The organism is Ferruginibacter lapsinanis, from assembly GCF_020783315.1.
In the GTDB taxonomy this organism is placed as follows: domain Bacteria; phylum Bacteroidota; class Bacteroidia; order Chitinophagales; family Chitinophagaceae; genus Ferruginibacter; species Ferruginibacter lapsinanis.
The window spans coordinates 1,371,312-1,386,561 of record NZ_CP086063.1 but is presented as its reverse complement, the minus strand read 5'-3'; the positions used below and the strand labels follow the sequence as shown (position 1 = coordinate 1,386,561).

The following is a 15,250-nucleotide window of genomic DNA, read 5'->3' as shown; positions in this document are numbered from 1 at the left end:
GCTAAAAACCAATAGGATACTGAGTAAATTAACAACTACGCATTAAGTAGATAAACTACATCCAAACGTTTTCAAAAAATAAATTGTAGAGCATTTTCCACACAACAAATTGAGATAGTCTTATATGTTAGTAAGACTATTATAACAGTTGCAACAAAGGGCTGGAAGTTGTTTTTATAATAAGATTTTTTGAGATAGCCTACTTTATCACTACGAGATTGCCTTTTTGCACTCTATGTCTTTCGCCTTTTAGTGTATATTTTGAATACCACACAAAGTTGAAGTTTCCAAAAAGAGCCCCTTTAAAAACTGCATTCCAACGTTCATAAGGGTTATGTGTGCTAAACACCAATTCTCCATATCTATTATAAATAAATAATGAATATTCGGTCACACTCGGTAGATCTCCTAATGCACCAAAAGCATCATTGAGATTATCACCATTAGGAGTGATGGCAGTTGGGAAATATATATCTCCACAAGCCTCCAAATAATTAATCGAAACTTGTGCATTACTGCTACAGCCTGTATTGTCGCTTACAATTACTGAATATATTCCAGGCGCAGTTACTTTGTATGTCGATGAAGTCGAATTATCCTGCCATAGATAATGATCGTATTTTCCGGGGTTAAGAATAACAGTTTCATCCGGACACAGATCTCTTGTACTACCTAAATTAGGCGGTGCTATTGATCTTGTTGTAAGTATTAATTTAGCAATTGAATCACAACCTGCAACATTAGTTAATTGAACAGTATAAGTACCAGCAGCGGTATAGGTATTCCCATTCCAACTGTAAGGTAATTGCGATTGACAAATACTCACCGTGTTTGTAGTAGTCAAAATCGATTGAACATTCAATACTAATGTGGCTGCAGAATCACAACCTGCTGCATTGATCAAATGCGCTGTTTGCTTACCAGCTGCAGTAAACACCAGGCCATTCCAACTATAAGGTAACTGTGATGGACAAATGCTGATATTACTTGTTGATATTGTTGGTTGGGTGATCGTTAGATTTAATGTAACAACACTATCACAGCCAACGCTGTTCAATGTTCTATAGGTATACATACCAGAGACAGTATAGGTGATTCCATGCCAGCTGTATGATGAGCAGGATGTTACATTAAGTGTTTTTGTAGTCGGCTGAGTGATCGTCAGATTTAAAGTCGTTAGACTATCGCAACCAACACTGTTCAGTGTATCAAAAGTATGAACACCCGATGCGGTGTACGTTGTTCCATGCCAGCTGTATGATGAGCAGGATGTTACATTAAGTGTTTTTGTAGTCGGTTGGGTGATCGTCAGATTTAAAGTCGTTAAACTATCACAACCAACACTGTTCAGTGTATCAAAAGTATGAACACCCGAAGCGGTGTACGTTGTTCCATGCCAGCTGTATGATGAGCAGGATGTTACATTAAGTGTTTTTGTAGTCGGTTGGGTGATAGTAAGATTTAAAGTTGTTAAGCTATCACAACCTACACTGTTCAGTGTATCAAAAGTATGAACACCTGAAGCGGTGTACGTTGTTCCATGCCAGCTGTATGATGAGCAGGATGTTACATTAAGTGTTTTTGTGGTTGGCTGAGTGATAGTAAGATTCAAGGTCGTTAAGCTATCACAACCTACACTGTTCAGTGTATCAAACGTATGTACACCCGATGCGGTGTACGTCACACCATGCCAGCTGTAGGATGAGCAGGATGTTACATTAAGTGTTTTTGTAGTTGGCTGAGTGATCGTCAGATTTAAGGTCGTTAAACTATCACAACCAACACTGTTTAATGTATCAAAAGTATGAACACCCGAAGCGGTGTAAGTAACACCATGCCACGTGAAAGAACTGCAGGACGTTTGGTTGATCGTTTTTGTAGTTGGTTGAGTGATAGTAAGATTCAAGGTCGTTAAGCTATCGCAACCTACACTGTTCAGTGTATCAAAAGTATGAACACCCGAAGCGGTGTACGTTGTTCCATGCCAGCTGTATGATGAGCAGGATGTTACATTAAGTGTTTTTGTAGTCGGTTGGGTGATAGTAAGATTTAAGGTCGTTAAACTATCGCAACCTACACTGTTCAGTGTATCAAAAGTATGAACACCCGAAGCGGTGTACGTTGTTCCATGCCAGCTGTATGATGAGCAGGATGTTACATTAAGTGTTTTTGTAGTCGGTTGGGTGATAGTAAGATTTAAGGTCGTTAAACTATCACAACCAACACTGTTCAGTGTATCAAAAGTATGAACACCCGAAGCGGTGTACGTTGTTCCATGCCACGTGAAAGAACTGCAGGATGTTTGGTTGATCGTTTTTGTAGTCGGTTGGGTGATAGTAAGATTCAAAGTTGTTAAGCTATCACAACCAACACTGTTCAGTGTATCAAAAGTATGAACACCTGATGCAGTGTAAGTAACACCATGCCACGTGAAAGAACTGCAGGACGTTTGGTTGATCGTTTTTGTAGTTGGTTGAGTGATCGTCAGATTCAAGGTCGTTAAGCTATCGCAACCTACACTGTTCAGTGTATCAAAAGTATGAACACCCGAAGCGGTGTACGTTGTTCCATGCCAGCTGTATGATGAGCAGGATGTTACATTAAGTGTTTTTGTAGTCGGTTGGGTGATAGTAAGATTTAAGGTCGTTAAACTATCACAACCAACACTGTTCAGTGTATCAAAAGTATGAACACCTGAAGCGGTGTACGTTGTTCCATGCCAGCTGTATGATGAGCAGGATGTTACATTAAGTGTTTTTGTAGTCGGTTGGGTGATAGTAAGATTTAAAGTTGTTAAGCTATCACAACCAACACTGTTCAGTGTATCAAAAGTATGAACACCCGAAGCGGTGTACGTTGTCCCATGCCACGTGAAAGAACTGCAAGACGTTTGGTTGATCGTTTTTGTCGTCGGTTGGGTGATCGTCAGATTCAAGGTCGTTAAGCTATCACAACCAACACTGTTTAATGTATCAAATGTATGAACACCCGAAGCGGTGTACGTTGTCCCATGCCACGTGAAAGAACTGCAGGATGTTTGGTTGATCGTTTTTGTAGTCGGCTGAGTGATCGTAAGATTCAAAGTTGTTAAGCTATCACAACCAACACTGTTCAGTGTATCAAAAGTATGAACACCTGAAGCGGTGTACGTTGTTCCATGCCAGCTGTATGATGAGCAGGATGTTACATTAAGTGTTTTTGTAGTCGGTTGGGTGATAGTAAGATTCAAGGTCGTTAAACTATCGCAACCAACACTGTTTAATGTATCAAAAGTATGAACACCCGAAGCGGTGTACGTTGTCCCATGCCAGCTGTATGATGAGCAGGATGTTACATTAAGTGTTTTTGTAGTCGGTTGGGTGATAGTAAGATTCAAGGTCGTTAAACTATCGCAACCAACACTGTTTAATGTATCAAAAGTATGAACACCCGAAGCGGTGTACGTTGTCCCATGCCACGTGAAAGAACTGCAAGACGTTTGGTTGATCGTTTTTGTAGTCGGCTGAGTGATCGTAAGATTTAAGGTCGTTAAGCTATCGCAACCTACACTGTTCAGTGTATCAAAAGTATGAACACCCGAAGCGGTGTACGTTGTTCCATGCCAGCTGTATGATGAGCAGGATGTTACATTAAGTGTTTTTGTAGTCGGTTGGGTGATAGTAAGATTTAAGGTCGTTAAACTATCACAACCAACACTGTTCAGTGTATCAAATGTATGAACACCGGAAGCGGTGTACGTTGTCCCATGCCACGTGAAAGAACTGCAAGACGTTTGGTTGATCGTTTTTGTAGTCGGTTGGGTGATCGTCAGATTCAAGGTCGTTAAGCTATCACAACCAACACTGTTTAATGTATCAAAAGTATGAACACCCGATGCAGTATAAGTAACACCATGCCACGTGAAAGAACTGCAGGATGTTTGGTTGATCGTTTTTGTAGTCGGCTGAGTGATCGTCAGATTTAAAGTCGTTAGACTATCGCAACCAACACTGTTCAGTGTATCAAATGTATGAACACCCGATGCGGTGTACGTTGTTCCATGCCAGCTGTATGATGAGCAGGATGTTACATTAAGTGTTTTTGTAGTCGGTTGGGTGATCGTCAGATTTAAAGTCGTTAAACTATCACAACCAACACTGTTCAGTGTATCAAAAGTATGAACACCCGAAGCGGTGTACGTTGTTCCATGCCAGCTGTATGATGAGCAGGATGTTACATTAAGTGTTTTTGTGGTTGGCTGAGTGATAGTAAGATTCAAGGTCGTTAAGCTATCACAACCAACACTGTTCAGTGTATCAAACGTATGTACACCCGATGCGGTGTACGTCACACCATGCCAGCTGTAGGATGAGCAGGATGTTACATTAAGTGTTTTTGTAGTTGGCTGAGTGATCGTCAGATTTAAGGTCGTTAAACTATCACAACCAACACTGTTTAATGTATCAAAAGTATGAACACCCGAAGCGGTGTAAGTAACACCATGCCACGTGAAAGAACTGCAGGACGTTTGGTTGATCGTTTTTGTAGTTGGTTGAGTGATCGTCAGATTCAAGGTCGTTAAGCTATCGCAACCTACACTGTTCAGTGTATCAAAAGTATGAACACCGGAAGCGGTGTACGTTGTTCCATGCCAGCTGTAGGATGAGCAGGATGTTACATTAAGTGTTTTTGTAGTCGGTTGGGTGATAGTAAGATTTAAGGTCGTTAAACTATCGCAACCTACACTGTTCAGTGTATCAAAAGTATGAACACCCGAAGCGGTGTACGTTGTTCCATGCCACGTGAAAGAACTGCAGGATGTTTGGTTGATCGTTTTTGTAGTCGGTTGGGTGATAGTAAGATTCAAAGTTGTTAAGCTATCGCAACCAACACTGTTTAATGTATCAAAAGTATGAACACCCGAAGCGGTGTACGTTGTCCCATGCCACGTGAAAGAACTGCAAGACGTTTGGTTGATCGTTTTTGTAGTCGGCTGAGTGATCGTAAGATTTAAGGTCGTTAAGCTATCGCAACCTACACTGTTCAGTGTATCAAAAGTATGAACACCCGAAGCGGTGTACGTTGTTCCATGCCAGCTGTATGATGAGCAGGATGTTACATTAAGTGTTTTTGTAGTCGGTTGGGTGATAGTAAGATTTAAGGTCGTTAAACTATCACAACCTACACTGTTTAATGTATCAAATGTATGAACACCGGAAGCGGTGTACGTTGTCCCATGCCACGTGAAAGAACTGCAAGACGTTTGGTTGATCGTTTTTGTAGTCGGTTGGGTGATCGTCAGATTCAAGGTCGTTAAGCTATCACAACCAACACTGTTTAATGTATCAAAAGTATGAACACCCGATGCAGTATAAGTAACACCATGCCACGTGAAAGAACTGCAGGATGTTTGGTTGATCGTTTTTGTAGTCGGCTGAGTGATCGTCAGATTTAAAGTCGTTAGACTATCGCAACCAACACTGTTCAGTGTATCAAATGTATGAACACCCGATGCGGTGTACGTTGTTCCATGCCAGCTGTATGATGAGCAGGATGTTACATTAAGTGTTTTTGTAGTCGGTTGGGTGATCGTCAGATTTAAAGTCGTTAAACTATCACAACCAACACTGTTCAGTGTATCAAAAGTATGAACACCCGAAGCGGTGTACGTTGTTCCATGCCAGCTGTATGATGAGCAGGATGTTACATTAAGTGTTTTTGTGGTTGGCTGAGTGATAGTAAGATTCAAGGTCGTTAAGCTATCACAACCTACACTGTTCAGTGTATCAAACGTATGTACACCCGATGCGGTGTACGTCACACCATGCCAGCTGTAGGATGAGCAGGATGTTACATTAAGTGTTTTTGTAGTTGGCTGAGTGATCGTCAGATTTAAGGTCGTTAAACTATCACAACCAACACTGTTTAATGTATCAAAAGTATGAACACCCGAAGCGGTGTAAGTAACACCATGCCACGTGAAAGAACTGCAGGACGTTTGGTTGATCGTTTTTGTAGTTGGTTGAGTGATCGTCAGATTCAAGGTCGTTAAGCTATCGCAACCTACACTGTTCAGTGTATCAAAAGTATGAACACCGGAAGCGGTGTACGTTGTTCCATGCCAGCTGTAGGATGAGCAGGATGTTACATTAAGTGTTTTTGTAGTCGGTTGGGTGATAGTAAGATTTAAGGTCGTTAAACTATCGCAACCTACACTGTTCAGTGTATCAAAAGTATGAACACCCGAAGCGGTGTACGTTGTTCCATGCCACGTGAAAGAACTGCAGGATGTTTGGTTGATCGTTTTTGTAGTCGGTTGGGTGATAGTAAGATTCAAAGTTGTTAAGCTATCGCAACCAACACTGTTTAATGTATCAAAAGTATGAACACCCGAAGCGGTGTACGTTGTCCCATGCCACGTGAAAGAACTGCAAGACGTTTGGTTGATCGTTTTTGTAGTCGGCTGAGTGATCGTAAGATTTAAGGTCGTTAAGCTATCGCAACCTACACTGTTCAGTGTATCAAAAGTATGAACACCCGAAGCGGTGTACGTTGTTCCATGCCAGCTGTATGATGAGCAGGATGTTACATTAAGTGTTTTTGTAGTCGGTTGGGTGATAGTAAGATTTAAGGTCGTTAAACTATCACAACCTACACTGTTTAATGTATCAAATGTATGAACACCGGAAGCGGTGTACGTTGTCCCATGCCACGTGAAAGAACTGCAAGACGTTTGGTTGATCGTTTTTGTAGTCGGTTGGGTGATCGTCAGATTCAAGGTCGTTAAGCTATCACAACCAACACTGTTTAATGTATCAAAAGTATGAACACCCGATGCAGTATAAGTAACACCATGCCACGTGAAAGAACTGCAGGATGTTTGGTTGATCGTTTTTGTAGTCGGCTGAGTGATCGTCAGATTTAAAGTCGTTAGACTATCGCAACCAACACTGTTCAGTGTATCAAATGTATGAACACCCGATGCGGTGTACGTTGTTCCATGCCAGCTGTATGATGAGCAGGATGTTACATTAAGTGTTTTTGTAGTCGGTTGGGTGATCGTCAGATTTAAAGTCGTTAAACTATCACAACCAACACTGTTCAGTGTATCAAAAGTATGAACACCCGAAGCGGTGTACGTTGTTCCATGCCAGCTGTATGATGAGCAGGATGTTACATTAAGTGTTTTTGTGGTTGGCTGAGTGATAGTAAGATTCAAGGTCGTTAAGCTATCACAACCTACACTGTTCAGTGTATCAAACGTATGTACACCCGATGCGGTGTACGTTGTTCCATGCCACGTGAAAGAACTGCAGGATGTTTGGTTGATCGTTTTTGTAGTCGGTTGGGTGATAGTAAGATTCAAAGTTGTTAAGCTATCACAACCAACACTGTTCAGTGTATCAAAAGTATGAACACCCGAAGCGGTGTACGTTGTCCCATGCCACGTGAAAGAACTGCAAGACGTTTGGTTGATCGTTTTTGTAGTCGGCTGAGTGATCGTAAGATTTAAGGTCGTTAAGCTATCGCAACCTACACTGTTCAGTGTATCAAAAGTATGAACACCCGAAGCGGTGTACGTTGTTCCATGCCAGCTGTATGATGAGCAGGATGTTACATTAAGTGTTTTTGTAGTCGGTTGGGTGATAGTAAGATTTAAGGTCGTTAAACTATCGCAACCTACACTGTTCAGTGTATCAAATGTATGAACACCGGAAGCGGTGTACGTTGTCCCATGCCACGTGAAAGAACTGCAAGACGTTTGGTTGATCGTTTTTGTAGTCGGTTGGGTGATCGTCAGATTCAAGGTCGTTAAGCTATCACAACCAACACTGTTTAATGTATCAAAAGTATGAACACCCGATGCAGTATAAGTAACACCATGCCACGTGAAAGAACTGCAGGATGTTTGGTTGATCGTTTTTGTAGTCGGCTGAGTGATCGTCAGATTTAAAGTCGTTAGACTATCGCAACCAACACTGTTCAGTGTATCAAATGTATGAACACCCGATGCGGTGTACGTTGTTCCATGCCAGCTGTATGATGAGCAGGATGTTACATTAAGTGTTTTTGTAGTCGGTTGGGTGATCGTCAGATTTAAAGTCGTTAAACTATCACAACCTACACTGTTTAATGTATCAAATGTATGAACACCGGAAGCGGTGTACGTTGTCCCATGCCACGTGAAAGAACTGCAAGACGTTTGGTTGATCGTTTTTGTAGTCGGTTGGGTGATCGTCAGATTCAAGGTCGTTAAGCTATCACAACCAACACTGTTTAATGTATCAAACGTATGTACACCCGATGCAGTATAAGTAACACCATGCCACGTGAAAGAACTGCAGGATGTTTGGTTGATCGTTTTTGTAGTCGGCTGAGTGATCGTCAGATTTAAAGTCGTTAGACTATCGCAACCAACACTGTTCAGTGTATCAAATGTATGAACACCCGATGCGGTGTACGTTGTTCCATGCCAGCTGTATGATGAGCAGGATGTTACATTAAGTGTTTTTGTAGTCGGTTGGGTGATAGTAAGATTTAAAGTTGTTAAGCTATCACAACCAACACTGTTCAGTGTATCAAAAGTATGAACACCCGAAGCGGTGTACGTTGTTCCATGCCAGCTGTATGATGAGCAGGATGTTACATTAAGTGTTTTTGTAGTCGGTTGGGTGATAGTAAGATTTAAGGTCGTTAAACTATCACAACCAACACTGTTCAGTGTATCAAAAGTATGAACACCTGAAGCGGTGTACGTTGTTCCATGCCAGCTGTATGATGAGCAGGATGTTACATTAAGTGTTTTTGTAGTCGGTTGGGTGATAGTAAGATTTAAAGTTGTTAAGCTATCACAACCAACACTGTTCAGTGTATCAAAAGTATGAACACCCGAAGCGGTGTACGTTGTTCCATGCCAGCTGTATGATGAGCAGGATGTTACATTAAGTGTTTTTGTAGTCGGTTGGGTGATAGTAAGATTTAAAGTTGTTAAGCTATCACAACCAACACTGTTCAGTGTATCAAAAGTATGAACACCTGAAGCGGTGTACGTTGTTCCATGCCAGCTGTAGGATGAGCAGGATGTTACATTAAGTGTTTTTGTCGTCGGCTGAGTGATAGTAAGATTCAAAGTCGTTAAACTATCACAACCAACACTGTTCAGTGTATCAAAAGTATGAACACCTGAAGCGGTGTACGTTGTTCCATGCCACGTGAAAGAACTGCAGGATGTTTGGTTGATCGTTTTTGTAGTCGGTTGGGTGATAGTAAGATTCAAAGTTGTTAAGCTATCACAACCAACACTGTTCAGTGTATCAAAAGTATGAACACCTGATGCAGTGTAAGTAACACCATGCCACGTGAAAGAACTGCAGGATGTCTGGTCGATCGTTTTTGTAGTTGGTTGAGTGATCGTAAGATTCAAGGTCGTTAAACTATCACAACCAACACTGTTTAATGTATCAAAAGTATGAACACCCGAAGCGGTGTACGTTGTTCCATGCCAGCTGTATGATGAGCAGGATGTTACATTTGTAGTGCTTGAAGATGTTGGTTTAACCATAACGTCAAGTGTTGCCGAGATTGCACATTGCCCTGCAGTTGGGGTAAAGGTATAAGTGGTAGTTCCTGGTGTAGATGTACTTACAGCTGCATTCCAGGTACCGGTTATTGCCGGCGAGTTGGTAGAACTTGTTGGCAATGTTGGAGCAGTTGTATTCTGGCAAACAGGGGCAACTGTATTAAATGTAGGGGTTACGGGAAGAGGAGCTACTAATTTTATTGAATCAGTTTGAATAGTGTAAGGAATTACACAACCATAATTAAAATAAGACGCTTTACCATTGGTGGTAAAATTCACATAAGCCCCATCATTAATAGTTGATGCGCCTCCATGCGCTCCATTTGTATTTATCAGAGAGTCAGTACGATATATAGCCGTGTCGGTACATCCTCCTCCAAAATTCATCACCAACTGCCTCGGGCCTGCCGATCCGGTATTATTTGCAAAATGCCCTGATGCATTACCCGAGCACTGAAACAATACATACAGCGTATCCTTCAAATTAGCAAAACTGTTAAAAGAAGTAGTCGTCACATTACTCGTGATCAATACAACATCAGCTCCTGCAGGTAGTGTTGCCGGTGCCGCAATTATTTTCCCCCCTCCTGTAATCGTTGCATTTACATTAGTAATAAAAGTGGGGTCAGTACAGAATCCTCTCCATGTATCGGTCGGTGTAGGCCATTCTGCAGTTAATGTTGAATAGGCCAATGGTGCTTGTCCAACCTGAAAGAAAACCATTTCCTGTTCATATTCTACAGGCGAACAGGCATCTACGAGAATGCTCTTTATCTGAAAACAACCAGTAGGAATGACTGGCGCAGATGAAGAAGAACAACCATTAGAATCAGTTACTACTACCCTATAGGTGTTTTCACATAAACCGGTTATTACCCGGGTGGTAGCACCATTACTCCAGGAATATGTATAAGGAGCAGTACCATCTAAAACATCTGCATATGCTGTACCATCACACACCCCTTGACATGAAGGAGCTGTTCCGTGCACAGAAACTACCGGAGTTGGATTGACTGTTAAATTTAGTGTAGCTGCTGAATCGCAACCTGCACTGTTTGTCAAATGAAATGTTTGTGACCCTGCCGCAGTAAATGTCAGTCCATGCCAAGTATAAGGTAACGCAGAAGGACATACGCTGATATTTGTGATGCTTGAAGTTGCCGCTTTAACAGTAAACAACATGGTCACAATAGAATCACAACCAGTTTTAAAACTTGTAAGGGTATCGTAATACGTTCCATTTGTAGTGATCGAATAATTGCCCCATGCATAAGGTAAATCAACAGGACAAACAGCAATACTTGTAGTAGTACGAGCAATCGTATCGACAGCAACCCTTACAGTATCAGTAATGATACAAGGAGTTGAAATGGAGATATCATCAATCGCAAAGTCATTTCCTATTCCATTAGTATTATTATCATAAAAAGCAATATTCGCTGAAGTTCCGGTTGCAACCCATGTATACGTTACATTTTGCCATCCGCCACAAGCTGTAGAAGCCGGAGCCGTATAAACACCCAGACTTGTATTGTTTATTTTAGTCAGCACCTGGGCTGGATTTGACGATGCAACAGTTTGTATCCAATAACTAAATGTATATGTGGATCCTGTATTTACAGGAACAGTTTGTTCCCAGAATTTATATGTAGCGCCATTCCCGGCATCCGATCCATCCACTACCATCATATTACCCGTACCGGTAGTATGATCTCCGCAAGTTGTAAAAAACTGATCATGCCCATTCGGATTTGTTCTGACAGAATAAGTTTGTCTTGCCGTAGTTTGCGAAGTATAATACCCATATTCAGAAGTAAATCCAACATTTCCTGCTTCAAAATCAGGGTTAACGATCAGATTTGTTATGTTTTGTGAGGTAACTGTATACGTGGTAGTTGATGCCGGTGATGCTTTAGGATTTGCAATGCTAGCATTACTAAGCCCTGTAGATGGCGTCCATACATAACCGTTAGCTCCTCCGCTTGCAGTAAGTTGAACAGAATCTCCTTTACAAATATGTGCATCATCAGATACAACAAGAGGGCTAACAAAAGTTTGCAGCGTAATTGTCTGGCTTGGCACTGAACTTAAAACAGCATCGGTAACCGTAATAACATAATCCCCTTGTGCAAGCCCGGTAAAATAGCCTGTTGTATTGGATGTATAAGGCCCTCCGGGGCCGGCTAGCGAATAAGTATATGGAGAGGTTCCTCCAGTACCTGTAGCTCTTATCGATCCATTAGAAAAACCAGAACAGGATGGATTGGTATTATCATAAATGATAGAAAGAGGAGCCGGTGTACATATCGTTAAAGGCAATTGTCCAAACAAACTTGGATTATTGAAAGCCTGTGTGTTATTCGTACTCCACGACACCTGTGTTTCTCTTGCGCCACCATTGTCATCATCATCCACCTGCACATCAATCCCGATTGTTCTGCCATTTGTAGCAGAACCACCAATAGCTGTCCATGGAATAGCTATTTCTACTATATAACCCACACCTGCCGTTGCCACTACCCCTGCACTTATCGCCCCTATTTTAGCAGCGCCATTTGTTCCTGCATTTTTAACCCCATTCGCCCCCACTCCTATCTGAAAATCATTGGCATCGTATGATGTGCCTTTTTCATTTAATCCATCAATAAATATTTCTACACCATCGTCATCCCACCAGTTTCCTCCATCATTGTAGATATTAGGATCTTTCACATTAACCAGGATATACAAATTCGTTGCATCGTATAAAGTTTTCCATGATGTACCAACAAAATCTGCAGAAATAGTTCCTATTGTTGTTTTTTGAATAGGCAGATAAGTAGCTTTTGTCCAGGCTGCATCAATACTGCCATTGATAACAATTGGAGTAGTTGTATTCGGTATCACTGAACCATCGCACAGTACTCCGCAATTATTTACTGTTAATACCAATGCAACTGTAGAATCGCATCCAAGAGAACTGGTAATTGTTGTACTATACGATCCTGCACTATTATATGAATGTCCATTCCAGATATAAGGCAAAGCAGTGTTACAAACAGTTGTATAAGTTGTATCAATAACAGGGGCAACAAAAATTGTATGATTGAGTGTACTGTCAGAAACATACGCCCAGTTATCAATCAAACGTTGATTCCCCCATGAACCGGCATCCTGGGAAGGGTTGGTTCTATTTGTGTTACTACATGTAGCACTTGGCGGAGAGCAGGAGCCACATTGAGTCCAGCCATGCACATATACTCCGGCAGTATTCACACCACTTGTACCGTCAACAACCGGTGTAGCAGAACAATTATTTGCGGTAGGTAAATTTGTGTCATTCCAATACAAAGTATTACTTGGCGCCCCCGGCCCATTTAATCGGGTCACACTCAGTCCACCAAAAATTTCAATATCACCCATTACAAAATGCGTTTCTCCAATATTTGCAATCTTCACTTTAACATTCATTGCCTGGGATACCGGAATGGTATTACCGAGCCCGTCTAAACCATTAAATGGAACAGTATTTACTCCATTGATAAAAGCTACGGTATCAACGACATCTATAGCATCAGTATAAATGCCATTATTATTTACATCAATGTATATATACCCATTTTGTGAAAAATTGGTAACATTAAAGACTATATTGCCAGCGGAAGAGCAGGTACTGGTTCTTGTAAAGGTAGGCGTAGAAAGGGTTGGCACCGGTGGTGGAGATATCAGCGATTCTGTTACCTGTCCACTCCCTGCAGCTATATTAAAACGAACAGATGATGCAGGCAGATCTGCAGCAAACGCAGAAAAAAATATTTTATCTTTCCCGGGACAATTTGCAAATTCCGGACTGAGTGGTGAAATGGGGCCGCTGTAAGAAATACTTTGATACGCAGAAGTGCATGAACCTGCTGATGTTCGAACCCCCAATGAATCCGATACAATTACATAGTTTAAGCCATTCATTCCGGAATAAGTGGCAGCATATTGATATCCACTTGGCGTTAGAAAATATAAAGTAAAATCAGGTTCAACACCGGTGCTTGTATCATGCCCATGAACACTCTCAGTCCAAACTCTGCCCGGCAAAGCGGTTCCTCCTGCATTATATACATTCAAACTCGGACAAACAACATCATTACCATTAGTACCTGCAGGTATTGCCTGCACTGTCCATATACCTTCGGTTGCTGCTGTTACTGTAATCTGTGCCGTCGAACATGCGTTACCGATAGTTGTACCAACTGTACAGGTGCTGTATAAACCTGTTGGCGTATACACATTTATTGTCCAGATGCCTGCAGAATTATCTTCAGTTCTTATAATATTCCAATCTATTTTTTCTCCTGCTTTTGCATATGCATATAAATAGAAAGTCCCTTCCCTTGCTCCGGATCCGTTTAGCGGACCACTACCTCCACAATTTCTTACAGCAGCGGCCGGGGTAGTGAAAGTTAAATCTGTTCCATAACTTACTCCTATTGCATTTACCGCAAATGATCTTATATGATAAGTTGTGTTGGGTAATAAGCCTGACAGTGAAGTAGTATATGACCCTGTGCCAGCAACACCATTAATTATCTTCCCTCCACCGGTAGTGCTATTTGTATCGGTAATTGCATTTATACTATAAATAAGCCCTTTTTCAATAACAGCAGATCCTCCATCACTTGTAACATTTCCACCGGTGCTTGCTGTAGAACTCGTAATACTGGTTGCTGCTGTAGTTGTTACGGTTGGCGGGTTTAGTATAGCAATTGTTTTTGTGCCTTGTGCAGCTACTGAACCGCAAGTAGTAGGGGTACCCGAAAAAGTCAGATTGGCTGGCGTTAACGCAGCTGCTGTAATTGAATGCCCTGCGGTTGCTCCAGCTGCGATATTTGCGATTACCCAAAAATAACCGGAACTTCCTGAAGTAATTGCCTGACTGAATGAACCGAAATTTATGGGACTTGTTGCAAGACCCGTGGTAACAGTGCTTAAAAGATTGGTAGTGCTGAAAGTATTGGTAGTTGTGTAATAAAGTTTATAGTTCGTTATATCGGCTGCTACCAAACCACTGTTAGTGAAAGGGAAAGTGAAGCCTGTTACTGTAAGATTAGCAGAAGCAAGTATCGAAAAATTTGTCAGGATATTATTGCTTGTTCCATTACCTATATTGCCTGCTGCGACAGTTGTATTAGCTATCATTGTTGCATTTGCACAAGATGCGATGGATGAAGTTCCGCAGATAACAACATTCTTGATATGTAGCGTTCTACCATTGCCACCGGTTATGTATAACCTGATTGGTTCGGTAACACCATTAGCAACATTTATTGACAGCGGTATATTTACATTTGTAGCAGAGCCATTGGTTGTTCCGGAGATAGTACCTGATGCACCTATTGAAGTTGTCCCATCATATACATTTGCAACTAAATTGCCACTGCTATTATTTACATAAGCCGTAAATGCTATACTGGTAATAGTGAGATTATTTCCTGCACTAGGTGTCACGGGAAATTCTAAATAAATGCCATTTGCGGTATTTACTGTTGCTGGCCAGGTACCACTTGGCGGTGTAAAAACCTGGTAATTAGTAGCATAAGTAGGGGCATTCATTCCAGAGCCAATCAATTCTGTATTCCCTGTTGTAGAAACCCCACTATTAGCAGTTTGAGCAGTTGATGACGCCAAAGACCATGTCTCACAAAATTGTGCAAAGAGATT

General features: G+C 41.4%; 1 protein-coding gene. It reads right to left on the bottom strand.

Annotated elements, in window-relative coordinates:
- Positions 1–199 precede the first annotated feature (199 nt).
- Positions 200–15,217, bottom strand: coding sequence for a sugar-binding protein (locus tag LK994_RS06055; RefSeq protein ID WP_229761999.1), 15,018 nt, complete (start codon positions 15,215–15,217; stop codon positions 200–202).
- Positions 15,218–15,250: the final 33 nt, after the last annotated feature.